Genomic DNA, 24,209 nt, shown 5'->3' with positions numbered 1-24,209 from the left:
CCCATGACTGCCTCCAAAAGACAGTCTTGAATCTGATTTGCTCAGCCTTGGGAATCCCCAAGAGTCCACACGACCTAGAGCTGGATGCGCTCACATAGCGTTCGCGCCACGCTCTATCTGCTTGTTTTTGTCGCATTTGGGCGACGTCAAGTGATTCCACCTGACTGCAAAATGCTCTGAAGCCCCACGAGCCCCGGATCAGACGGATTCGACCGTCTCGACCTCCGGAACGAAGTGGCGCAGGAGATTCTGCACGCCGTGCCTCAGCGTCGCCGTCGATGACGGGCAGCCGGAGCAGGCCCCCTTCATGTTGAGGAACACGGTGCCGTTCCTGAAGCCGCGGAAAGTGATGTCGCCGCCGTCCTGGGCGACGGCCGGACGCACCCGCGTTTCGAGCAGTTCCTTGATCGTCGCGACGATCGCCTCGTCACCCTCGTCGAAGAATTCGCCTTCCTCGTCCTGTTCCTCGGCACGGCCGGCGCCCGACATGATCGGCTGGCCGGACATGAAATGCTCCATGATCGAGCCGAGGATGGCGGGCTTCAGGTGCTGCCACTCCTGCCCCTGCTTGCTGACGGTGATGAAATCGTAACCGAAATAAACGCCGTTGACGCCGGGGATGGAGAAAAGCCGGGCGGCGAGCGGCGATCCGGCCTCTGCCTCCTCCACGCTGCGGAATTCGGCCGTGCCGTTTTCCAGCACGACCTTGCCGGGCAGGAACTTGAGGGTAGCCGGATTCGGCGTGGCTTCGGTCTGGATGAACATGTCTTTCTCCATGCGGCCGGGAGCGCCTCTCGACCGGCTCTTTAGAATTGTTCAAAAATATAGGTGCCTCGCGTGGAAGCCGCAAGTGCGTTATCGCCTCACCTGCATGTTTCCTTCAGGTCAGCGCGTCGATTTCCTCGTCCGTCAGGAGATCGGGAATGACGGTGACGGGAATCGGGAAGGCGGCCGCCTTTCCGGCGATGGAGGAAACCAGTGGGCCCGGGCCCTCCTTCGCCGATCCGGCCGCAAGCACCAGGATCGCGATGTCGCGGTCCTCTTCGATCGCCGCGTGGATCTGCTCGGTGGCGATGCCCTCGCGAATGACGATTTCCGGCTCGATGCCGATCCGTTCGCGCACCGTCTGGGCGACCTTGGCAAGCGTCGCCTCGGCCTCCTCGCGGGCTTCCGCGCGCATGATCTCCTCGACCCCCAGCCATTGCTGGAAGTCGCCATCGGCGATGACGTAGAGCAGCACCAGGCCGCCGTTGGAATTCTTCGCGCGCATGCCGGCGTAATGCACCGCCCGGGTGCATTCCGGCGTATCGTCGATCACCGCCATGAACTTGCGGCGGTGACCTTCCAGTCGTGAGAGTCGGGTCGAAACCATGGGATGAACATTACAACGCCGCACGGCGCCTGCAAGGTCTCATTTCGGTGGAGCATACCAACGGCGGTGGATTCCGGCTGATGGGAGAGAACCTCCCACCCTTCGTATCACTGCAGAAAGCCGATGATCTCGCGCACCTCGCGCATGGTCTTCTCCGCCCGCTCACGGGCGCGTTCGCCGCCCTTGCGCAGGATCGCGTCGATATGCGCGGTATCGTCCATCAACCGGCGCATCTCGGCGGTGATCGGCGCAAGCACGCTGACGGCAAGGTCGGCGAGGGCCGGCTTGAAGACCGAGAATTGCTGGCCGCCGAACTCGGCGAGCACGGCTTCCTTCGACTTGTCGGAGAGCGCGGCATAGATGCCGACGAGGTTCTCGGCTTCCGGGCGGCTCTTCAGTCCCTCGACTTCGCTCGGCAGCGCGTCCGGATCGGTCTTGGCCTTGCGGATCTTCTTCAGGATCGTGTCGGCGTCGTCCATGAGGTTGATGCGCGACAGGTCCGAGGGATCGGACTTCGACATCTTCTTCGTGCCGTCCCGCAGCGACATGACGCGCGGCGCCGGTCCGCCGATCAACGGCTCCACCGGCGGGAAATAGGCATGGATCGGCTCTTCGCCAACGACGATGTCGACGCCGTAGCCGCGCGCCCGGATGTGCTCCATGAAATCGATATTGAACTTCTGGGCGATGTCGCGGGTGAGCTCCAGGTGCTGTTTCTGGTCGTCGCCGACCGGAACATGGGTGGCGCGATAGACGAGGATGTCGGCCGCCATCAGGCTCGGATAGGCGAGCAGGCCGAGCGAGGCGTTCTCGCGGTCCTTGCCGGCCTTGTCCTTGAACTGGGTCATCCGGTTCATCCAGCCGATGCGGGCGACGCAGTTGAAGATCCAGGCGAGCTCGGCGTGCTGCGGCACGGCCGACTGATTGAAGACGATGTGCTTCTCGGGATCGATGCCGGAGGCGATGAAGGCGGCAGCGATCGAGCGGATCTGGCCCGGCAGGTCCTCATGCACGAGCTGCGCCGTGATCGAGTGCAGGTCGACGACGCAATAGATGCAGTCGTTGTTCTCCTGCAGCGCGACGAACTTGCGGATAGCGCCGAGATAATTGCCGAGATGCAGGTTGCCGGTCGGCTGAACGCCGGAAAATACGAGCGGCTTGAATTCGTTCATATCGTTTCCCATCGGACTTGTGGAGGGCCCGTCCCCGAGGTTGATGTCCGCCGCGCTTATGCACGGCGACCCGGGCGCAATCAAGAGGCATCAATCAGGCCGGCTGCAGGAGGTCCCATCGGTTGCCGAAGGGATCGGCGAAGACTGCAACCGTCCCATAGGCTTCGTGGCGCGGCTCTTCGAGAAATTCGACGCTGGCCCCAAGCATCGCCCGGTGGTCGCGGGCAAAGTCGTCGGTGAAGAGGAAGAAGCCGACCCGGCCGCCGGTCTGGTTGCCGATCGCAGCGTGCTGCCTCTCGCCTTCGGCCCTGGCGAGCAGGAGCGCGGTTTCCGTCGCACCTTTCGGCCGAACCACGACCCAGCGCTTGCCTTCGGCGAGCCTGCTATCCTCGACCAGATCGAAACCGAGCCTGCCGCAATAGAAGGCGATTGCCTCGTCGTAGTCCGGCACGACGATGGCGACGCGGGCGATCGTCTGCTTCATGGTGCCTGCGAGTCCTCGCCGGGCGCAGCTCCGACCGGCGCCGACTTCCCCCGTCTCAGGCTTCGGCGGATCATCGCGAGGCTGGCGCCGCCGAGGCCGAAGGCAAAAGCGAAATAGATCACCATCGCCGCGGCGATCAGCGCGCCGAGCGTGACGGCGCGGGTGGCGAGCGGCGCCGCCGACGAGAGCGGAAAGGCGAGCCAGCCGATGGCGAAATGCAAGGCGACGGCCATGATCGCGGCGGCGATCACGAGACGGGGAATCCTTGTCAGCAATGGGACGTCGCGGCCCCAATGGCCGCGCCAGACGAGCGTCGCGAAGAGCAGCAGGGCATTCACCCAGCCGGCGACGATCTCGGCGGTGGCGATGCCGCTCGCGGCAAGCGACGGAAAGAGCGTCAGCGCCAGCGAGACGTTCACGACGACGGAAATGCCGGCGAAGATCATCGGCGTGCGGGTGTCCTCGCGGGCGAAGAAGCCGGGGATGAAGGCCTTGATCAGCACGAAGGCCGGCAGGCCGAGGCCGTAGATCGCCAGGATATGGCCGACCACGACGGTCGATTCCGGCGAGAACTTGCCGCGCTCGAAGAGGAGCCGGACGATCGGCTCCGACATGACGAGGAGTGCCGCGGCAGCGGGCAGCGTCAGGAAGAGCGTGAACTCGACGGAGCGGTTCTGGAGATTCGCCGCCTCGTTGAGATTGCCGGCGCGCAGCGCCCGGGCGAGTTCCGGCAGCAGCACGGTCGCGACCGCGATGCCGACGACGCCGAGCGGAAGCTGGTAGATGCGGTCGGCATAGACGAGCGAGGAGACCGCGCCCTCCTTGGCGGAGGCGATGTTGGTGTTGATCAGCAGGTTGATCTGGGTGATGCCGCCGGTGATCGCCGCCGGCAGCGCCAGCACGAGCAGGCGCTTGACGTTCGCGGTCAACCTCGGCCGGCGAAAGCCGATCCTGATTCCGGCATTGCGCACGGCGACCCAGACGATCGCGAGCTGCACCAGTCCGGCGGCGAGTACGCCCCAGGAGAGGTCGTAGCCGACGGCGATCGCGTCCTGGCCGCTCAGCCAGGCATAGGCGAGCACGCCGATCAGGATGATGTTCAGGAACACCGGCGCGATTGCCGCGGCGAAATAGCGGTGCAGCGAATTCAGCATGCCCGCCATCATCGCCGCCAGCGACATGCAGGCGAGATAGGGGAACATGATCGTGGCGAAGGAGACGGTGCTCGCGAGTTTCGCCGGATCGTCGGAAAAGCCCGGAGCGATCAGTTCCCGGACGATGAAGGGCATCGCCAGTTCCATGGCTATCGTCAGGATCAAGAGCAGCGTGAACAGCACGCCGAAGACCTCTTCGGAGAAACGGCGGGCGCCGTCCATGCCGCGCGCCTCGATCTCCTTGGCGAAGAGCGGCACGAAGGCGGAGTTGAACGCCCCTTCGGCGAAGAGCCGGCGGAAGGTGTTCGGCAGGCGGAAGGCGGTATTGAACGCGTCGGCAACCGGCCCGGTGCCGAGCGCGGCCGCCATGAAGGTTTCGCGGACGAAGCCGAAGATGCGGCTGCCGAGCGTGGCGCCGCCGACGGTTGCGAATTTCTTGACCAAGCTCATGTTTCGGCTTTTGTCGGTTTGGCGGCGTGCGACGACCGCGGAAGATGGGCCGGTGCGATGATGCCGGAGGGCATGCGCTCGCGCGCCTCGTCGACCTCGCCCGCCAGCACCGCCTTCAGGCGCGCGGCAATGTTGCCCTGCCGGTTCTCGTTGGTGATCTTCGCGCCGACCAGGTCGGTCACGTAGAAGGTGTCGATCACCTTCTCGCCGAAGGTGGTGATGTGGGCGGAGGCGATGTCGAGCGAGAGGTCGGAAAGGACCGTGGTGATCTCGGAAAGCAGGCCCGGCCGATCCAGGCCCTCGACCTCGATGACGGTGAACTTGTTCGACAGCGTGTTGCTGATCGTCACCTCGGGCGTGACCGTGAAGGCCTTGCTGCGCTTCTTCGTCCGGGTGCGACTGGCGATCACCTCCGGCAGCCGCTTGCGGCCGGCAAGCACGTCCTCGATCAGCTTGCCGATGCTCGCGGCGCGGCGCGTCTCATCCTCGTCCACCGAGAATTCGCGGTTGACGAGGATCGTGTCGAGCGCGCGGCCGTCCGAGGTGGTGTGAATCTGCGCACCGACGATGTTGGCGCCCGCCGCGGCGCAGGCGCCGGCGATGACGGTCAGGAGGCGCGGATGGTCCGGCGAAAGCACGGTGATTTCGGTGACGGCGTGAAAATCATGGGTGCGGACCATGGTCGCCAGCGTCTTGCCGGCGCGGTCCGCATCACGAATGAACAAGGCGTGCCGCACCTGGTCCTCGAGCGCCACCGTCAGGAGGTAGGGCTGGTAGTGCAGCCGGACATAGGCGTCCCGCTCCTTGCGCGGCCAATCCTTGAGCGCCTCGCCAAGCACGTGGGCGGCATGCTTCGCCCGTTCCTTGCGCGACAGTTCCGAGAAGCCGCCCGAGAGCAGAAGCTCGGTCTCGTAGAAAAGCGTGCGCAGCAATTGCCCCTTCCAGCCGTTCCAGACGCCGGGTCCGACGGCGCGGATGTCGCAGACGGTCAGGATGAGCAGCATCTTCAGCCGCTCGAGCGACTGCACGCGCTCGGCGAAATCGACGATCGTCTTGCGGTCGTTGAGATCGCGGGTCTGCGCGACCATCGACATGATCAAGTGTTCCTCGACCAGCCAGACCACCATTTCGGTCTGTTTCGGCGAGAGACCGAGACGCGGGCAGAGCTTGCGCGCCACCTTGGCCCCCGCGATCGAGTGATCCTCCGGACGTCCCTTGGCGATATCGTGCAAGAGGACGGCAACGTAGAGCGCCTCGCGGTCCTCGATGCCCGGCATCAGCATCGCCGTCAACGGATGCGCATCTTCCTCCAGCCCGCGATCGATGCGCGACAGGATGTCGACCGAGCGCAGCAGATGCTCGTCCACCGTATAGTGGTGATACATGTTGAACTGCATCATCGACACGATCTTGCCGAACTCCGGGATGAAGCGGCCGAGGACGCCGGACTCGTTCATGCGCCTCAGAATGAGTTCCGGATTGCGGCGCGAGGTGAGGATCGAGAGGAAGAGCCGGTTCGCCTCCTCGTTTTCGCGCAGTTGCGGCGTGATCAGGCTCAACGAGCGCGTCACCTGCTTGAGCGCGGCCGGATGAAACTCCAGCCCGTTGATATCGGCGACATGGAACAGGCGCAAAAGGTTGACCGGATCGCGCTTGAAGGCATCCACGCTTGCGAGGGCGATGCGCCCGCCGTCGTCGACGAAGTCGAGCGTGCCGGCGATCTTGCGGATGCGGTGCCTGAAGCGGCTGAAGACGCCGGAGATTCCCGGCGTGTCCTTGGCCTGCTGGTCCTCCAGCGCCGCGCAGAAGATGCGGGTCAGATCGCCGACATCCTTGGCGACCAAGAAGTAATGCTTCATGAAGCGCTCGACCGACGAGAGGCCGGGATGGTCGTGGTAGCCGAGGGCCTCGGCGATCTCGCGCTGGATGTCGAAGGAGAGGCGTTCCTCGGCCTTGCCGGTCAGGAAGTGCATGTGGCAGCGCACCGCCCACAGGAAATCGTCCGCCTTGCGGAAGAGCTTGTATTCCTGCTTCGAGAGGACGCCGAGCTTGACGAGATCGGCGGAGTCCTTGACCCGGTAGAAATACTTGGCGATCCAGAACAGCGTATGCAGGTCGCGCAAGCCCCCCTTGCCTTCCTTGACGTTCGGCTCGACGAGGTAGCGCGTGTCGCCCGCCTTGCGGTGGCGCTCGTCGCGCTCGGCGAGCTTGGCGGCGATGAATTCCGGGCCGGTATTGCGGACGATCTCGCGGTCGAAGCGCCCCTCGAGCTCGCTCGCCAGCTCCTCGGAACCGCAGATGTAGCGGGATTCCAGGATCGCCGTGCGGATCGTCATGTCGGCGCGCGACAGGCGGATGCATTCCTCGATGGTGCGCGTCGCATGGCCGACCTTGAAGCCCAGGTCCCAGAGAATATAGAGCATGAACTCGATCGCCGGCTCCGCCCAGACCGCCTTTTTCTGAGGCAGCAGGAAGAGGAGGTCGATGTCCGAGCCGGGGGCGAGCGTGCCGCGGCCGTAGCCGCCGACGGCGGTTACCGCGATGCGCGCGGCGGCCGGCGCGTTCGCCGCGTCGAACACCTGGTTCAGCACGAAGTCATGCAGCACCGTAATGAGCTGGTCCTGCAGCCAGGAGATGCGCTCGGCGCATTTCAGCCCCGCGCCATCCGCCGTCAGCAGCTCGCGCGCCTTGGCGCGCCCGGCGACGTTCGCCGCCTTGAAGGCGGCGAGCAAGGCGCGACGCATTGGCTCGCGCTGCTCGGCATGGGCGGAGGCGATGAAGTCGCATTTCGCCCGGAGGCCCGCGACGTCGAGAATTTCGGGAAAGGAAGTTTCGTGTCTGGCCATGAAGTGCCGAGGGGCGTCCTGTCCGACTGATTGTGTGGTCCGCTGCATGTGCAAGCGCTCCTGCATGTCATTCGGATCGAGGCCTGGCCTGGGCCGGAATCATGCAGCATTTCAAGCACTACTACGCACCTTACGAGAAAGGCATGCGCCGCTGTATAGCCTTTTTGCCGCCGGAATGACAGGAAAAATCGGTGCCGCCGCGGACGGATGCGAGACAGGCACGGGGGCGGCGAAATCAGCGGCTGGCGGCCTCCTTCTTCAGCGCATAAAGGGCTTCGAGCGCCTCGCGGGGCGTCATGTCGTCCGGGTTCAGCGCTTTCAGCGCCTCCTCCACCTTCGAGGGCCCGGATGCTCTCGCCGCCTCCTCGCGCCGGACCGCGACCTGGAAGAGCGGCAGGTCGTCGATCAGCTGGCTCGCCGGGTTCTTGCGGTCGGCGTCCTCGAGCTTGGCGAGCACGTCCCGCGCCCTTGCCACCACGGAGGCCGGCAGGCCGGCAAGGCGGGCGACCTGGATGCCGTAGGAACGGTCGGCGGCGCCCGGGCCGACCTCGTGCAGGAAGATCACGTCGCCGTCCCACTCCTTGACGCGCATCGTCGCGTTGGACAGCCGGCCGAGCTTTTCGGAAAGCACCGTCAGCTCATGGAAATGGGTGGCGAAGAGGCCCCGGCAGCGGTTGACCTCGTGCAGATGCTCGACCGCCGCCCAGGCGATCGACAGGCCGTCGAAGGTCGCCGTGCCGCGGCCGATCTCGTCGAGGATGACGAGCGACCGGTCCGTCGCCTGGTTGAGGATCGCCGCCGTCTCGACCATCTCGACCATGAAGGTGGAGCGGCCGCGGGCGAGGTCGTCGGAGGCGCCGACGCGGGAGAACAGCCTGTCGACGACGCCGATATGCGCCGCGGCGGCGGGCACGAAGGAGCCCATCTGCGCCATGATCGCGATCAGCGCGTTCTGGCGCAGGAAGGTCGACTTGCCGCCCATGTTGGGGCCGGTCAAGAGCCAGATCGCGCCCCCCTCCTCGCCCTCCGGCGGAGAGAGGTCGCAGCCGTTGGCGACGAAGGGATTGGCCGCCTGGCGGCGCAGCGCCTGCTCGACGACGGGATGGCGCCCCCCGTCGATGGAAAACCTGCGTGACCGGTCGACCGTGGGGCGCACATAGTTCTGCTCTTCGGCCAGGATGGCAAGTCCTGCCGAGACGTCGATCGTCGCGAGCGCCAGCGCTGCCGCCTTGATCGCCTCGGCATGGGCGACGACCTCGCGCGCCATCGCCTCGAACGTCTCCAGCTCGATCGCCAGCGCCCGGTCGGCGGCGTTGGCGATCTTGGTTTCGAGCTCGGCGAGTTCGGTGGTGGTGAAGCGCATGGCATTCGCCATGGTCTGGCGATGGATGAAGCGGGCGCGGCCGGCGTCCGTATCGGTCATCGCGCCGGCATTGCCGGCGGTCACCTCGATGAAGTAGCCGAGCACGTTGTTGTGCTTGATCTTCAGCGACTTGATGCCGGTCTCTTCGCAATATTGAAGCTGCAGGCCGGCGATCACCCGGCGCGACTGGTCGCGCAGCGCCCGCATCTCGTCGAGCTCGGCGCTCGCGCCCTCGCGGACGAAGCCGCCGTCGCGCTTCAGGAGCGGCAGCTCCTCGGCGAGCGTCGCATCGAGCCGCGCCAGCAATTCCGCCGGCAGGGCGGCGATCTTGTCCCGCGCCTCGGTGAGTTCGGCGGAAAGCTCGGCGCGCAGGAGCAGCGCCGAGATCGCCGCGGCCGCCCGCAGCCCCGCCTGGATGGCGCCGAGATCGCGCGGGCCGCCGCGGCCGAGCGCGATCCGGGACAGCGCCCGCGGCATGTCCGGCGCGCGCCGGAGCGCGTCGCGCACATCGGCCGCGAAGCGCGGCTGGTCGGCAAGCATTTCGATCGAATCGAGCCGTCGGTTGATCCGCTCCGGGTCGGTCAGCGGCGACATCAGCCGCTCGCCGAGGAGCCGGGCGCCGCCGCTGGTCACCGTGCGGTCGAGCGCCCTGAGCAGGCTTCCCTCGCGCGAGCCCGACAGCGTCTTGGCGAGTTCCAGATTGGCGCGGGTCGCCGGGTCGATGAAGAGGGTCGAGGCGACGCTTTCCCGTTCGGGGATGCCGAGGGCGGGGCGCTCCTGAAGCTGCGTCTTCTCCACATAGGAGATCGCCGCCGAGGCCGCCGCAAGCTCCGCGCGGGAAAAGCTGCCGAAGCCGTCGAGGGTCTTGACGCCGTAGTAGCGGGCAATCCGGCCCTCCGCCGTCGCGCTGTCGAAGAGGACGGCGGGCTGCGGCACGGCGACGCGGCCGAGCACGTCGAAGACCGGGCGCAGCTCCGGATCGTGAAAGACCGTGTCGGGCAGGATCAGTTCGCGCGGCTCGATGCGCAGGATATCGGCGAGCAGACGGCTGTCGCCCGTCTCGGCCAGGCGGAAGATGCCGGTCGAAATATCGATCCAGGCAAGCGCATAGGCCGGTTCCGAACCGCTGCGGATACGGGCGAGCGCCATAAGGTAGTTCGATTCCGATGGCGAAAGCAGCTTGTCCTCGGTGATCGTCCCCGGCGTCACCAGGCGCACGACGTCGCGGCGCACCACCGACTTGCTGCCGCGCTTCTTGGCCTCGGCCGGGTCCTCCACCTGCTCGCAGACGGCGACGCGGTAGCCGAGCGCGATCAGCTTCTGCAGGTAGTCATCGGCCGCATGCACCGGCACCCCGCACATCGGGATTTCCTGTCCGAGGTGCTGGCCGCGTTTCGTCAGCGTGATGCCGAGGGCGCGGGAAGCCTCCACGGCGTCCTGGAAGAACAGCTCGTAGAAGTCGCCCATGCGGTAGAACAGAAGCGAATCCGGGTTGTTCGCCTTGATCTCGATGAACTGCTCCATCATCGGCGTGGCGGCGGAGCGGCTCTCTTGGCTGGCGAGATCGGACACGGAAAGGACGTCGCCCGCTGGGCTCGATGCATCCATCAGGAAATTCATGATTGTTCCAAAAAAAGAGATGTCACACTATCCGCAAGCATTTATAGACGACAACAACAAAGAGGCGGATCGAAAGGATCGCCCACAGGAGGTTGAGGAAAGATGCCGGCTACCGACAAGTCAGACCGCACGATGACGAGCGTGACCGCGCAGGAGGCGCTCGATTTTCATGCCCAGGGTCGCCCCGGAAAGCTGGAGATCGCGCCGACGAAACCGATGGCGACGCAGCGCGACCTGTCGCTCGCCTATTCGCCCGGCGTCGCCGTGCCGGTCAAAGCCATCGCCGAGGACCCGGCGACGGCCTACGACTACACGGCGCGCGGCAACATGGTGGCGGTGATTTCCAACGGCACCGCCATCCTCGGCCTCGGCAATCTCGGCGCGCTCGCCTCGAAGCCGGTGATGGAGGGCAAGTCGGTCCTCTTCAAGCGCTTCGCCGACGTCGATTCGATCGACCTCGAGGTCGATACCGAGAATGTCGACGAGTTCGTCAACTGCGTGCGCTTCCTCGGCCCGTCCTTCGGCGGCATCAACCTCGAGGACATCAAGGCGCCGGACTGCTTCATCATCGAGCAGCGGCTGCGCGAGGTGATGGACATTCCCGTCTTCCATGACGACCAGCACGGCACCGCCATCATCGCCGCCGCCGGTCTCATCAACGCGCTGGCGCTGACCGGCCGCGACTTCAAGACGACCAGGCTCGTCTGCAACGGCGCCGGGGCTGCGGCGATCGCCTGTATCGAGCTCATCAAGGCGATGGGCTTCAACCCGGCGAATGTCATCCTCTGCGACACCAAGGGCGTCATCTACAAGGGCCGCACGGACGGCATGAACCAGTGGAAGTCGGCGCATGCGGTCGATACGGACCGCCGGACGCTCGCCGAGGCGCTCGACGGCGCCGACGTGTTCTTCGGCCTCTCGGCCAAGGGCGCGCTGTCGACGGAGATGGTGCTGTCCATGGCGGAGCGGCCGATCATCTTCGCCATGGCCAACCCGGATCCGGAGATCACGCCGGAGGAGGTTGCGCGCATCCGCGACGACGCGATCGTCGCGACCGGGCGATCCGATTATCCGAACCAGGTCAACAACGTCCTCGGCTTCCCCTATATCTTCCGCGGCGCCCTCGACGTGCGCGCCTCGACGATCAACGACACGATGAAGATCGCCGCGGCTGAGGCGCTCGCGAACCTGGCGAAGGAGGACGTGCCGGACGACGTCGCCGCCGCCTACCAGGGCAACCGGCCGCGCTTCGGACCGCAATACATCATTCCCGTCCCCTTCGACCCCCGCCTCATCTCGGCGATCCCGATGGCCGTGGCGAAGGCCGCCATGGAGACGGGTGTCGCGCGCAAGCCGATCGAGGACCTCGCCGCCTACGGGCAGCAGCTTTCCGCGCGGCGCGACCCGATCGCCTCGACCCTGCAGCGCATCTTCGAAAGAGTGCGCCGCCAGCCGAAGCGGATCGTCTTTGCCGAGGGCGAGGAAGTGCAGATGATGCGCTCGGCCATCGCCTATGCCAACCAGGCGCTCGGCACCGCCATCCTGCTCGGGCGCGAGGAAGTGATGCGCGAGACCGCCGAACGCGAAGGCATCGACCTCAACCGCGCGGGCATCCAGATCGTCAATGCGCGCGTATCGAAACGCGTCGGCGCCTACACCGATTTCCTCTATGCCCGGCTGCAGCGCAAGGGCTATCTCTTCCGCGACGTGCAGCGCCTGATCAATACCGACCGGAACCATTTTGCCGCCTGCATGGTAGCGCTCGGCGACGCGGACGGCATGGTCACCGGCCTCACCCGCAACTATTCGACCGCACTCGAGGACGTGCGCCGCTGCATCGACGCCAAGCCCGGCCACCGGGTCATCGGCGTTTCGCTTGCGCTCTGCCGCGGCCGCACGGTGCTCGTCGCCGACACCGCTGTGCACGACATGCCGACGGCCGAGGAACTGGCCGACATCGCCGAGGAGGCCGCCGGGCTCGCCAAGCGGCTCGGCTATATGCCGCGCGTCGCGATGCTCGCCTATTCGACCTTCGGCCACCCGTCCGGCGAGCGTTCGGAACGCGTGCGCGAGGCAGTGAAGATCCTCGACAAGCGCCGCGTCGATTTCGAATATGACGGCGAAATGGCCGCAGACGTCGCGCTCAATCAGCGCGTGATGGAGCAGTATCCGTTCTGCCGGCTCTCCGGCACGGCCAACGTGCTGGTGATGCCTGCATTCCACTCGGCGTCGATCTCCACGAAGATGCTCCAGGAACTGGGCGGCTCGACGGTCATCGGCCCGCTGCTCGTCGGCCTCGACAAATCGGTGCAGATCGCCTCGATGGCCGCCAAGGACTCCGACCTCGTCAACCTCGCCGCGATCGCGGCCTATAATGCCGGTACCTGATCGGGGGTGTATCGTTTCGGAACGGGATCGTACCGCGGCTAAACATTTCGCTTGAGGTCGTGCAGTAACGATACATACAAGTTCGACAAAACAAGAGCCCGCTTCCCGATAACGGAGGCGGGCTCAATATATTGTGGCCGATCTACTTCGTACGTCATGAAATGAGAGGATTTTGGCGCGCGCGTCGGCTTCCCTCCTAGCCGGCTGCGAAGCCCTTCCCCTTGTGTTCTTGCACTGCTTCGTCATGAAATCCAGATCAACCACGAGCTACACTTCGACCCTTCAAGATCAAAAGTCAAATTCATCATTAATAACTGGTTAATACTAGGCGGAGCCTGGACGCACCACGGCGGCTGCATGCGACGGGCACAGGCGTTCGAATGCTCTACCGAAGAGGGATCATGAGACGGAGGAAAAGCGGCTTGCGTCGGCGCCGTAATAGTTGAGGTAGCGGCCGGAGATATTGCTGATCGGCAGGACGATCAGAACATCCGTGGTATTGAAGGCGTGATCGACGACCGCACCGTCGCCGACCATGGCGCCGAGCCGCATGTAGCCCTTGATCAGCGGCGGCAGGGCCGAGAGCGCCTTCTTCGGATTGACCGCTTCCGGCGGCATCAGGTCCATCGTCCGATGCCGTTCCGGCCGTGCGGCAACCGCCCACTCGTCCTTTGCCCGAATGTTGTGGTGCAGGAAGGAGAGCGCCAGCGCATGCTCTTCCGGAATGACGCCCGGAAACGAGGCGCAACCGAACATCGCGTCGATGCCATGCTTCAGCGCATAGGCCCAGTTGCCCTGCCAGAGCAGTTCGACCGTGCGTTTCGTGCGGTATTCGGGCAGGACGCAGGAGCGGCCGAGCTCCATGAAGCGCTTGCCGCGATGGCGCGCCAGCAGGTCGCCGATCGCGAACTCGGAGCCCGAGTAGAAGCCGCCGGCCCGCTCGGCGATCTCCTGGCGCAACAGGCGGTAGGTGCCGACGATCTGCTCTTCCGGATCGCCCTCGATGGAGGTGTCGAGTACGAGCAGATGATCGCAGATCGCGTCCCAGTCATCGACGTCGCGCCTGCGCCGCGCGGCCTCGGGCGTCGCCTGCGCGTTCATCTCCTCGACGAAGACCCTATAGCGCACCGCCTGGGCGGCATCGATCTCGGCGGCGGAACGGGCGAGTCGCGTCTCGAGATTGGCGATCCGGCCGAGAACATCGGCCGCCGCAGCCGCAACAGTCTGGCGGACACAAGCGTTGGAAGCGTCAACCACGCGCGCGGAATCCAGAATTTCGATCATCATACGGTGCCATCCCGAATCGCCGTTCCTGCCGGGGTTAGACCACGTTTCTGCAACAAGATAGTGACACGGGCGCAGCAAACAATCCCGTTGCCGGCGGAAGCGGAGGGAGAATCAGGCTGCCCCGCCCGCGAGAAAGCGGCCGACCTCGGCGAGAAGCCGCGTCGGGTCGGCGGGCTTGGCGATGACCGCGTCGGCGCCGGCCGCGATGAGGCTCTGGTGCAGGCCGTCGCGATTGTCCGAGGTCAGGACGATAACCGGCAGGCGCCGGCCGCCGCCGGCCGCCTCCCGCTCGCGAAGGCGGCTCAGCATGGCGAGACCGTCGCCGCCCGGCATGTTGAGGTCCGTGACGACGAGGGCCGGCGCGACCTGGCGCACGCCGGCTCCGTGGAGCGCCGCCTCGAGCGCTGCAAAATCGCTGACGTGATCGACGGCGTGGCCGGCGCGCGCCAGCACCGTCCGCAGCATGAGCGCATTGACCGGATCGTCCTCGGCAAGCAGGACCCGGCGAGCATTCGCCACGGCGGCGGCACGCGCCGGCTCCTCCCGCAGCACCGGCCGGTTGTCGTTGATCGCATCCCGCTTTTCGATGCCCTTGAGGCGGCCGAGCAGGACGTCGACGAGCGACTTCTCGCGCAAGGGGCGGATCAGCCAAGCCTCATAGCCGTCCATGCGGCTGACCGGATGGCTCGCCCGCTCCTCGGGGCTGATCAGGCAGGTCCGGCGCAAGGTCAGTTGGCCCGCTACCGGCCCTCCCCTCGCCTCATCGGAGGCAAGAAGCTCGCGGAACTCGGCCGCACGGCGATAGTCGACGATGATATCCGTCAGCGGCAGGCGATCGGCCGCGGCGCGGGCGATCGCGGCCCGCGCATCGGCAACGGTCGCCGCCCGGCGGCATTCGCCGCCGAGCGTCTCGACGGTCGCCGCAAGGGCGGCCGCAACCGGACCGTCCGGCGCCAGCACCAGCACATGCGCGCCCGCCAGCACGCGGCGCCGCTTATCCACCGAGAGGTCGGCGCCCGCCACCGGGAAGCGGACCTCGAAGCGGCTGCCCCTTCCGGCAACGCTCGACGCCGTCAGGCTTCCGCCGAAGGCCTCCATGATCCGGCGCGATATCGCCAGGCCCAAACCCGTCCCCTTGGCGCGCTGCGCATCGTCACCGGCCTGCTCGAATTCGTCGAAGACGCGCGCAAGTTCGTCGGCGGACATGCCGGGTCCGCTGTCGTCGATCCGGATGCGCAGCGCGCCATCGAAGACATCGGCGGCAACGAGGACGCCGCCCTTCCCGGTAAACTTCACCGCGTTGCCGATGACGTTGAACAGCACCTGGCGAAGGCGCGCCGCATCGAAGGTCATCAGTCGAGGCACGTCCGCGGCAATCGTCGCACCGATTTCGATGCCCTTTTCATGCGCGCGCGGGGACAGCATTTCCACCACGTTCTCGATCACCTGGCGCAGATCCTGTTCGGCCGGATGCAACAGGAACCGTCCGGCCGAAAGCGACGAGAAATCGATCAGGTCCTCGACCAGCTGGACGAGCGCATGGCCGGATTGCTGCATGCCTGCCAGATAATTCTTCTGTTCGCCGGACAGGCGCGTCTCGGCGAGCAGCCGGCTCATGCCGAGAATGCCGGAAAGCGGCGTGCGGATCTCGTGACTGACGGTGGCGAGCAGGCGAGACTTCGCCCGGCTCGCCTCCTCGGCACGGCGGCGCGCCTCCTCCCTCTCGCTCGCGGCCAGCGCTTCCTCGGTCACGTCGCGCGCGATGCTGTGGCGGATCAGCCGTCCCTGCGCCGGCTCGCGAAGGACGACGTCATGCCAATCGTAAAGGCGCGTGCCGGCCGGCGTCGCGATCTGCGCGAGGTAATGGTCGGGACCCGAGGCCGGCTCAAAGCGCAGGCCCAGCTCCGCGCATGTCGCCCCTCTCGCATCCGCGCGGCCGCAGACCTGATGGAAGAGGCGATTGGCCGCAACGATCCTGCCATCCATGCCGCGCATGACGGCGAGGTCGCCCAGCGCATCGTGGATCGTCGAAAGGAGCGCCGCGGTTTCGGACGATTGCCACACCGCGTCCTGCGCATCTTCGTCGGCAACCGTCCGCGGCACCGGAGCCTCGCGCTCGTCGGCAAGAAGCAGGAAGGCGCCGGCAAGGCCCCCGACCGCGATGACTACCGGCAGCAAATGGAGCCCCGCACGCACGGCGACGGCAAGGAGCAGCGCCGCCGCCGCGATGCCGACGAGGGCAAAGGCGATGCGGGCGACGGGGCCACTTAGGGCTGCCGGCGACGGAAGCACAGCCGCGCCCCGCATGGCCTGAACCGGCACGGTCTTGCCCTGGCGCGGGCCCAAGCCCGCGCCGGCCCCTGTCGCTCGCTGAGTGGGTGACGGCTCGCTCATGCCCCGGGCGTAGCATGGCGAGCCTTCCGAATGCCTTCAGCGCCTCTCTAAAGTTTTAGCGAACGCGTTCTTTTTGCCTGCAGCAGTTCGTCGACAATGATCGCGCCGGCGCCGAGCGTGATGAAGCTGTCGGCCAGATTGAAGACCGCAAAGGACCAAGTGGCCGTGTGGAACAGGATATAGTCGATGACATAGCCGAAGAGCAGCCGGTCGACGAGATTGCCGAGCGCGCCGGCGATGATCATCGCATAGCCGAGATGGGCGAAGAAGCGGTCGCTCGGCGTGCGGCGCCACAGCCAGACGACGAAGGCGACGACCGCCAGCCGGATGCCGACGATGAACCAGCCTTCCATGCCGGAGAGCATGGAGAAGGCGACGCCGTAATTATAGGTCCGGTAGAGCGCGAGCATCGGAACGACGGGCACCGCCTCCTGGAACGGCAGAAAGGCTTCGACCAGATACTTGATAAGCTGATCGGCCGCGATCGCGACGAGGATGAAGAGCGCGATCGGCAGCGGCCGCGAGAACAGGGTCCTTGCTTCATTCATCATAAGGCATCCAGGGACAGGAGATGACGGCGGGCCTCGAACAGCATGATGCCGGTGGCGATCGCGAGATTGAGCGAATCGGCGCGCCCTGCCTGCGGGATGCGGGCGAGCGCGCCGGCTTCGCGCGCGAGTTCAACCGGCAGGCCCACCTGTTCGTTGCCCATCAAGAGCACGACCGGCTTCGAGCGGTAGTCGATCGTGCGATAGTCGACCGAACCCGCCAGATGCGTCGCCACCACCTGGACGCCCGCCGATTTCTGCCAACTGATGAAATCCTCGGCACCCGCCCGCGCGATCGGCATGGCGAAGACGGAGCCCATCGTCGCGCGCACGGTTTCGAGCGAGAAGGGATCGGTGGTCTCGCCGACGAGGATGACACCGGAGGCGCCGGCAGCGTCCGCCGTGCGGATGATCGTGCCGAGATTGCCGGGATCACGCACGCGGTCGAGCGCCACATAGGTCTCGCCCTCCTGGGGATGGATGTCCTTCAGCGCCCGGTAGCGCTGCTCGAAGATGCCGACCACCATCTGCGGATTGTCGCGCCGGGTGATGGTCGAGATCACCTTCTCGCTGACCTCGAGCACCAGCCCGCCCTTGGCGACGGTCTTCGCCGCCACCTGCTCCACCTGCGGCTTGCCCTTCGCGGCCTTGGCATAGACGAGCGTCTTGATCTTCCAGCCGAGGTCGAGCGCGTCGATGACGAGCTTCAGCCCCTCGGCCATGAAGGAATGCGTCTCGTCGCGGTGCTTCTTCTGGGCGAGCCCGCGAATGTCCTTGATGATCGGATTGGCGAGGCTGGTGACCTCCTTCACCTGGCCGACGCGCGGCGTGGCGTGATCGCTTCTGTCGTGGTTCATTTCGGTACCCAGCGGCTGAAGAGGGAGGTGGAGAGCGCCCGGCCGGGCGTCGAGCCGTCGAGACCGCCCTCGCGGATGATGAGCTCGCCCGATTCGACCCGGCCGCCGCGCCCGCGCATCGTCTCGCGCATCAGCTCATGGATCGAATAGAAGCTGGCGCGGATGGAATAGGCGGTGAGCACGAGGCCGCGCGCCTCCGGCGACAGGATCTCGCGGCAGATGTCGAGCATTGCCGCAAGGTGGTCGAAGAGCTGCCAGATTTCGCCGTTCGGGCCGCGGCCGAATTTGGGCGGGTCGGTCAGGATGATGTCGTAGCGGCTGCCGCGCCGCTCCTCGCGCTGGATGAATTTCATCGCGTCGTCGCAGATCCAGCGGATCGGCAGCTTTTCGGCGCGCGCCAACGCCTGGTTCTCGCGCGCCCAGCCGATCGCCTTCCTGGAGGCGTCGACATGGGTCACCTCCGCGCCCGCCCTGGCCGCGATCAGCGAGGCGACGCCGGTATAGCCGAAGAGGTTCAGCACCTTGAGGGGCCGGCCGGCGGCCTCCACCTGGTCCTTCATCCATGACCAGTGGGCAAGCTGTTCCGGAAAGACGCCGACATGGCGGAAGGAGGTGAAGCGGCCGAGGAAGTCCGTGTCGAGAAGCTGCATCGGCCAGGTCTCGCCGAGCACCTCGCGCGGAAAACGCCAGCGCCCCATGCCGTCCTCGTCGGTATCGCCGGTGAAGACGGCATCGGCCTTCTCCCAGATCGCCGGCGGCAGGGCCTTCGGCCACAGCGCCTGTGCCTCCGGGCGGACGATGCGATAGGGGCCGTACTGCTCCAGTTTCTCGCCGTTGCCGCTGTCGATCAGGTGATAGCCGGCGGTCGCCGCCGTCACGAGGATGAGCGGCACCGTCTCGGCCGGCTTCTCGCCGGGCCTGATCTCGATGCGGCGTGCGGGCGCATTCTCCGGCGCCACGGCGCGTCCCGGCTCATGCGGCTTCGTCTTCTGCGGCAGGGGTTTCGGTTGAGGCGGACCGCCGGTCCTTCCCTTCGGCCCGCTCCCCTTCGGTGGCTGGTGCCTCAGTTCCTGGCGGCCGCCGCGCGCCTCCGCGCCACGGCCCTTGGCCGCGGTGACGGAGGCATTCTTCGATCGCCGATCCTTTTCCTTCACGAGGCTGACCCTTGGACCTGTTCAAATCTTGGCGGCCGACCGGCCTCCCGGATGGTGCTTGCGCGTCGAGGAGACGCGCGGCGCCGTAGCCGCCATTGCTCAAGGGGTGCAATAGCACCGCGAATGCTCTTGGCAAAGCCGTTTCCGGTTGCGAAGATCGAAGCGAGGAGCAAACGGGAGGAGACGTTCATGGAGATGACGGGAGAGGAACGCATCGCGGCCCGACGCGATGCCGTCTGGCAAGGCCTGAACGACCCCGAGACCCTGAGGCGCTGCATTCCGGGATGCCAGTCGCTGGAAATGAAATCGCCGACGGAGCTCGCCGCCGTGGTCAAGATCAAGATCGGCCCGGTTTCGGCGACCTTCAACGGCCACGTCATCCTCTCCAACCTGAGCCCGCCCGAGAGCTACACGATATCGGGCGAAGGCAAGGGCGGCATAGCCGGCTTCGCCAGGGGCGGCGCCGACGTCACGCTCGCCGAGGAGGACGCGGAGACCTTGCTGCGCTATGCCGTCAAGGCGGAGGTTGGCGGCAAGCTCGCGCAGCTCGGCTCGCGCCTGATCGATTCGACGGCGCGCAAGCTCGCGCAGCAGTTCTTTTCGGACTTCAACCTCGCGGTCAGCGGCGCTTCCCAAGCGGCCAAGTAAGCGGCCAAGTAATAGTAAGGCGCCTCAATTCTGAGGCGACGGCAGGGTTGTCTGCGCCGCCAGCTTCTCCGCCTGGCTGCGGTGCTTCTCCGCTTCGCGGTGCCATTTCATGGCCTCGCTCGCCTCGTTGCGGGCGCGGCGGCGGTATTTTCCCTGGGCGAACCAGGTCACCGCGGCTCCAAGAACGAGACCGAGGATGGCGGCGAGAAAGAGGAAGACGAAAAAGGGTGCCGAAACCGAAAGCATGCGGTCGGCCGTGTCGAACGGATTGATTGCAAGCGTCACCGTCTGGCGATTGGCGACGCTCAGCACGATGAGAAGAATGCCGAGCGGCACGAATATCACGATATTGACCAGCTTCTTGAGCATGCACCCGCTCCGACCATGGATTGAAACGAGACCTCGGCGGAAAGCCGCGCGCGTCTCGTCCCGCTGTCGCGTCGGCTCGCCTGCCAGCTTCGGCCGGCGCGCCGCGCGCATTCAAAGGAGACGCAGCCGCTCGCCGGAGGACGCCTCGGCCCCTCCTTGCGATGCTGCGGCCCTTGTCGTCAGTCCTTTTCGCTGTCGTCCTTGCCGTTCATGCCGGGATTGAGCCGCTCGCGCAGCTCCTTGCCCGTCTTGAAGAAGGGCACCCATTTTTCCTCGACGAAGACGGAATCGCCGGTGCGCGGGTTACGGCCGGAACGCGACGGGCGGTTCTTCACCGAGAAGGCACCGAAGCCGCGCAGTTCGACGCGGTTTCCGGCGGCGAGCGCATCCGTGATCTCATCGAGTACCGCATTGACGATATTCTCGACATCGCGGTGATAGAGATGCGGATTGCGCGCGGCGACAATCTGCACCAGTTCTGACTTGATCACTTTCGCCCCCTTGGTTTTTTTGCTTCTTCTCTGCGTCTCGCGAAATTCGGAAGGCCTCGAATCCTGCCTGCGGCCACCGGGCCACCGGAACGTTTCCCTAAATCCAAGCGGATTTAAGGCCCCCATCCAGCTGCCGCAGCGACCTTTGCATGTCTGAACGAGACGTGCGGTGCTGCAGGGCGCAGAGCGGCGGAAGGTGGCTTCCTCATTGCCCATCAACCTGCCAAACCGAGACAAGACCGTCAAGAAACAACTTGTCCAGGCCCAGTTTTTCGGCGCCCTTCGTCGCGGGAAAAGCGTCATATCCCAACAGCTTGAGCCATTCGGCGGCCTGCGTCGCGAGCCCGAAGGACAGCGCGCCGCTCGGCGCCTCCCAATCGACGACCGGAAGGTCCTTCGAGACCTTGCGCTCGGCCAGGAAGGCCCGGATCTCGTCGTCGCCGCCGAGTGTGTCGACGAGCTTGCCCTCGAGCGCCTGCCGCCCGGTGAATATCCGGCCGTCGGCCAGGGCAAGCGCATCCGCTCGCGGCAGTTTACGCCGCTCGGCCACCAGATCGACGAACCAGGCATAGCTGTCGTCGATCATCGTCTGGATCATCGCCCGCGCCTCGTCGCTCGGCGGATGGAACGGCGACGGCTCGGCCTTGAGCGGCCTCGACTTGATCGATTCCAGCGACACGCCGACCTTGTCCATCAGGTTCTTGACCTGCGGATACTGGAAAATGACGCCGATCGAGCCGGTGATCGACGTCTCGCCGGCGACGATCCGGTCGCCGGCGAGCGCGATCAGGTAGCCGGCGGAGGCGGCAAGCGTGCGGACGTCCGAGACGACCGGCTTCTTCGCCGCGACCTTGCGGATCGCCTTGTAGATGACCTCGCCGCCATAGGTGGTGCCGCCCGGCGACGATATCGTCACGATCAACGCCTTGACGGACGGGTTGTCGGCGATCCGCTCGAGCCGCTCGACCAGTTCCCGGTCATCGCGGATGAGCCCCGAAACGCTCACGCGCGCCACGTGATCGCGCGCGCGTTCCCGGACTTCACCCCATCCGGAATAGGCAAACAGCGCGAAACCGGCAATGGCGAGGATGGCAGCCGTCGCCCATCGCCAGAAGCTCAACTTCCTTCGCAGATGGCGGCGGTCGGCAATGGCGAGTTCGTCCATGAGTATCTCCCGATTTCTTTGCCCCGGGTCCTGTCAGTTTCCCGCGGAACATGCTATCTGCGCGAGCCGCGGCAAGCTAGGTCTTGCGGTGGCGCAAGGCCGCCGAAGGTATCATGCCTTGCCGCATGCTTCCTCAAATCGATACCAATATGAGGGAGCATGTACCAGCCAGGCCAAGAGGACGGCGGCTCGACACCAAGGCGCCTGCACTCGCCGCCGTGCAAAGTTTTTGCCGCTCCATTGTCGGACGGTAGCAAAATAACCATATTCGCCGTGACTTACGCCAGTGTATGTATATGCGGGTTTCCCGGAATTCCGCGATCCAACGAACTGACAGGCCCTCCATGCTGAACGAAGCGCGATCTCCCGAACTCTTTATCGATTCGGGCACGAGCTCCGCCGAGGCTTACGCTTCGGCCGCGCGGCATTCGGCGCGCGTGCGCCGGCTCAAGGTCATTCTGCCGCTGGCCGCGGGTGCGATCGCATTGATCTTCATGGCGGTTTCCTTCGTCCGCGCCTTCCTGCCGGAAGAACTGCACCTCGACACGGCGACGATCGAGAACGGCAAGATCGTCATGCAGAACCCGGCGATTTCCGGCCGCAACAAGCAGGATATCAGCTATTCGATGAAGGCTCTGCGCGCGCTTCAGGACATCGCCAATCCGAACATCATCACGCTGGAGACGATTCACGCCGAGATGCCGGTCAACGACACGCTGATCGCGACCGTCGATGCGGAGAGCGGAATTTACGACCGTGGCGCGAACACGCTCGACATGAACGCGCCGTTCACTATTTCCATGAATAATGGCGTCAACGCCGATTTCCAGTCGGCCTATCTGAACATCAATGCCGGCGAAATGGAAACGAAACAACCGATTGCGATCAGCATGAAGGGCGGATCGATCATTGCGCAGAAGCTGCGAATGACAGATAAGGGACGTATTGTAACATTCGAAGGCATGGTACGGGTCAACGTCGAACCCACCGCCATCCGCAAGAACGCAAAATAACAGAGCTCCGGTGCAACCATGTCGGTCAAACCCGCCGCCTTTTTGAAGATTTCAGCCGCTCTGGCCGCTGCCGGATTCGGCACCTTGCTGATTGTTTCCGGCGCCGCGGCGCAGGCGACCTCCAGCCGTATGAAGGGCATCCAGCTCTCCAACGACAAGCCGATCCAGATCGAGAGCGACAAGCTCGAGATCAAGGATCCCGAAAGCAAGGCGATCTTCACCGGCAATGTGAAGGTCGTCCAGGGCACGACGACGCTGCAGGCCGGCACGATGACCGTCTTCTACAAGGCGACCGAGGGCGCGACCGTCACCAGCGGCGACGCCGACATCGACCGGATCGAGGTCGACGGCAAGGTCTTCCTGAGCTCCGGCACGCAGCAGGCGACGGGCGACAGCGGGCTCGTCAACCTGACCGAGCAGACGATCGTGCTCAAGGGCGAGAAGGTGGTCCTGTCGGAAGGCAAGAACGTCTTCGTCGGCTGCCAGTTGAACGTGCAGATGGACACGGGCGCAGCCCAGCTCGAGGCCTGCGGCGGCCGCGTGCAGATCCAGCTCGATCCGAAGTCGCGCAAGCAGCAGCAGAATTGACACAAGATCCGCTCGTGCAGATTCCGTTTTTTCACAAGCGCAAACGGGTGAGGAAGCCGTCGGCGACGGTCGTGGCTGCCCGCGCCGTCGACAAGGCGCGCTACGACGGCACGCTGATCGCCCGCGGGCTGACGAAGTCCTACCGTTCGCGCCGCGTCGTCAACGGCGTGTCGCTCGTCGTGCGTCGCGGCGAGGCCGTCGGCCTGCTCGGCCCCAACGGCGCCGGCAAGACGACCTGCTTCTACATGATCACCGGCCTGGTGCCGGTCGACGAGGGGTCGATCGAGATCAACGGCAACGACGTCACCACGATGCCGATGTATCGCCGGGCGCGCCTCGGCGTCGGCTACCTGCCGCAGGAGGCCTCGATCTTTCGCGGCCTGACGGTCGAGGAGAATATCCGCGCCGTGCTCGAGGTGCACGACAAGGACATCGACCGGCGCGAGGCGAAGCTCGACGACCTGCTTGGCGAATTTTCGATCACGCACCTGCGCAAATCGCCGGCGATCGCCCTTTCCGGTGGCGAACGGCGCCGCCTCGAGATCGCCCGGGCGCTTGCGACCGATCCAACCTTCATGCTGCTCGACGAACCCTTCGCCGGCGTCGACCCGATCTCGGTCGCCGACATCCAGGCGCTGGTGCGCCATCTGACCTCGCGGGGCATCGGCGTGCTCATCACCGACCATAATGTCCGCGAGACGCTGGGGCTGATCGACCGCGCCTACATCATCCATGCGGGCGAAGTGCTGACGCATGGGCGCGCCAACGACATCGTCACCAATCCGGACGTGCGCAGGCTCTATCTCGGCGATAACTTCAGCTTGTGATCGCGCCCGGCGCGGCGAA

The 24,209-nt window shown here is 65.5% G+C and carries 20 protein-coding genes; 5 read left to right on the top strand and 15 right to left on the bottom strand.

Going from position 1 to position 24,209, the window contains the following annotated elements; genetic code table 11:
* Positions 1-198: 198 nt before the first annotated feature.
* The 7 genes from ATB98_RS10655 to mutS all read right to left on the bottom strand — a co-directional run bounded on the left by ATB98_RS10655 (position 199) and on the right by mutS (position 10,461).
* Positions 199-765: a NifU family protein gene (locus ATB98_RS10655; RefSeq protein WP_066873161.1), complete on the bottom strand. Its 567-nt coding sequence runs from the start codon at positions 763-765 to the stop codon at positions 199-201.
* 115 nt (positions 766-880) lie between these two features.
* Positions 881-1,372, bottom strand: coding sequence for a universal stress protein (locus ATB98_RS10650; RefSeq protein ID WP_066873159.1), 492 nt, complete (start codon positions 1,370-1,372; stop codon positions 881-883).
* A gap of 107 nt (positions 1,373-1,479) precedes the next feature.
* Positions 1,480-2,544, bottom strand: coding sequence for a tryptophan--tRNA ligase (gene trpS, locus ATB98_RS10645; RefSeq protein ID WP_066873156.1), 1,065 nt, complete (start codon positions 2,542-2,544; stop codon positions 1,480-1,482).
* Positions 2,545-2,638: 94 nt separating this feature from the next.
* The gene (locus ATB98_RS10640; protein ID WP_066873153.1) at positions 2,639-3,028 is read right to left on the bottom strand and encodes a VOC family protein; all 390 of its coding nucleotides are present in this window, start codon (positions 3,026-3,028) and stop codon (positions 2,639-2,641) included.
* Positions 3,025-4,632, bottom strand: coding sequence for a murein biosynthesis integral membrane protein MurJ (murJ, locus tag ATB98_RS10635; RefSeq protein WP_066873146.1), 1,608 nt, complete (start codon positions 4,630-4,632; stop codon positions 3,025-3,027). The genes ATB98_RS10640 and murJ overlap by 4 nt, the downstream gene beginning before the upstream one ends.
* Positions 4,629-7,478 (bottom strand): [protein-PII] uridylyltransferase, encoded by a 2,850-nt coding sequence (locus ATB98_RS10630; RefSeq protein ID WP_153435729.1) that lies wholly within the window; start codon positions 7,476-7,478, stop codon positions 4,629-4,631. The genes murJ and ATB98_RS10630 overlap by 4 nt, the downstream gene beginning before the upstream one ends.
* 235 nt (positions 7,479-7,713) lie before the next feature.
* Positions 7,714-10,461 (bottom strand): DNA mismatch repair protein MutS, encoded by a 2,748-nt coding sequence (gene mutS / locus ATB98_RS10625; protein ID WP_066873142.1) that lies wholly within the window; start codon positions 10,459-10,461, stop codon positions 7,714-7,716.
* Positions 10,462-10,563: 102 nt separating this feature from the next.
* On the opposite strand from mutS, the gene ATB98_RS10620 reads away from it, so the two are divergent.
* Positions 10,564-12,849 carry an NADP-dependent malic enzyme gene (locus tag ATB98_RS10620; RefSeq protein ID WP_066873139.1) on the top strand — a complete coding sequence of 762 codons (2,286 nt, stop codon included), beginning with the start codon at positions 10,564-10,566 and terminating at the stop codon, positions 12,847-12,849.
* A gap of 399 nt (positions 12,850-13,248) precedes the next feature.
* Here the strand turns inward: ATB98_RS10620 and ATB98_RS10615 are convergent, their stop codons facing one another.
* The 5 genes from ATB98_RS10615 to ATB98_RS10595 all read right to left on the bottom strand — a co-directional run bounded on the left by ATB98_RS10615 (position 13,249) and on the right by ATB98_RS10595 (position 19,089).
* A complete protein-coding gene (locus tag ATB98_RS10615) occupies positions 13,249-14,136 on the bottom strand; it encodes a GNAT family N-acetyltransferase (RefSeq protein ID WP_066873136.1) in 888 nt (295 codons plus the stop codon).
* A 111-nt stretch (positions 14,137-14,247) separates the two neighbouring features.
* Positions 14,248-16,443: a hybrid sensor histidine kinase/response regulator gene (locus ATB98_RS10610; protein ID WP_234781900.1), complete on the bottom strand. Its 2,196-nt coding sequence runs from the start codon at positions 16,441-16,443 to the stop codon at positions 14,248-14,250.
* A 134-nt stretch (positions 16,444-16,577) separates the two neighbouring features.
* Positions 16,578-17,078: a signal peptidase II gene (gene lspA, locus ATB98_RS10605; RefSeq protein ID WP_066873204.1), complete on the bottom strand. Its 501-nt coding sequence runs from the start codon at positions 17,076-17,078 to the stop codon at positions 16,578-16,580.
* Positions 17,078-17,935 carry a TrmH family RNA methyltransferase gene (locus ATB98_RS10600; protein WP_066873128.1) on the bottom strand — a complete coding sequence of 286 codons (858 nt, stop codon included), beginning with the start codon at positions 17,933-17,935 and terminating at the stop codon, positions 17,078-17,080. Before ATB98_RS10600 ends, lspA begins: the two co-directional genes overlap by 1 nt.
* Positions 17,932-19,089 carry a class I SAM-dependent rRNA methyltransferase gene (locus ATB98_RS10595; RefSeq protein WP_066873126.1) on the bottom strand — a complete coding sequence of 386 codons (1,158 nt, stop codon included), beginning with the start codon at positions 19,087-19,089 and terminating at the stop codon, positions 17,932-17,934. The genes ATB98_RS10600 and ATB98_RS10595 overlap by 4 nt, the downstream gene beginning before the upstream one ends.
* 189 nt (positions 19,090-19,278) lie before the next feature.
* Here ATB98_RS10595 and ATB98_RS10590 point away from each other — a divergent pair, with 189 nt between their 5' ends.
* Positions 19,279-19,737, top strand: a complete 459-nt coding sequence (locus tag ATB98_RS10590; protein ID WP_066873199.1) for an SRPBCC family protein — start codon at positions 19,279-19,281, stop codon at positions 19,735-19,737.
* Between the two features lie 24 nt (positions 19,738-19,761).
* Here the strand turns inward: ATB98_RS10590 and ATB98_RS10585 are convergent, their stop codons facing one another.
* From ATB98_RS10585 to sppA, 3 genes are all read right to left on the bottom strand, one after another.
* Positions 19,762-20,106, bottom strand: a complete 345-nt coding sequence (locus tag ATB98_RS10585) for a DUF1049 domain-containing protein (protein ID WP_066873123.1) — start codon at positions 20,104-20,106, stop codon at positions 19,762-19,764.
* Between the two features lie 179 nt (positions 20,107-20,285).
* Complete coding sequence (locus ATB98_RS10580; protein WP_066873120.1) at positions 20,286-20,597, bottom strand: integration host factor subunit beta; 312 nt, start codon at positions 20,595-20,597, stop codon at positions 20,286-20,288.
* 205 nt (positions 20,598-20,802) lie between these two features.
* Entirely contained in the window at positions 20,803-21,762 is a 960-nt protein-coding gene (gene sppA, locus ATB98_RS10575) for a signal peptide peptidase SppA (RefSeq protein WP_066873117.1), read from the bottom strand.
* A 344-nt stretch (positions 21,763-22,106) separates the two neighbouring features.
* Between sppA and lptC the strand changes: the two genes are divergently transcribed.
* The 3 genes from lptC to lptB are packed head-to-tail and all read left to right on the top strand — an operon-like array spanning position 22,107 to position 24,190.
* Entirely contained in the window at positions 22,107-22,775 is a 669-nt protein-coding gene (lptC, locus tag ATB98_RS10570) for an LPS export ABC transporter periplasmic protein LptC (RefSeq protein ID WP_066873115.1), read from the top strand.
* Positions 22,776-22,793: 18 nt separating this feature from the next.
* Positions 22,794-23,363, top strand: coding sequence for an LptA/OstA family protein (locus ATB98_RS10565; RefSeq protein ID WP_066873113.1), 570 nt, complete (start codon positions 22,794-22,796; stop codon positions 23,361-23,363).
* Positions 23,364-23,377: 14 nt separating this feature from the next.
* Entirely contained in the window at positions 23,378-24,190 is an 813-nt protein-coding gene (gene lptB, locus ATB98_RS10560; RefSeq protein WP_157111038.1) for an LPS export ABC transporter ATP-binding protein, read from the top strand.
* Positions 24,191-24,209 lie beyond the last annotated feature (19 nt).

Origin of the sequence: Sinorhizobium saheli, from assembly GCF_001651875.1 — a bacterium.
Taxonomy (GTDB): Bacteria; Pseudomonadota; Alphaproteobacteria; order Rhizobiales; family Rhizobiaceae; genus Sinorhizobium; species Sinorhizobium saheli.
The sequence above is the reverse complement of the archived record's forward strand: the minus strand, read 5'-3'. Positions and strand labels throughout refer to the sequence as shown.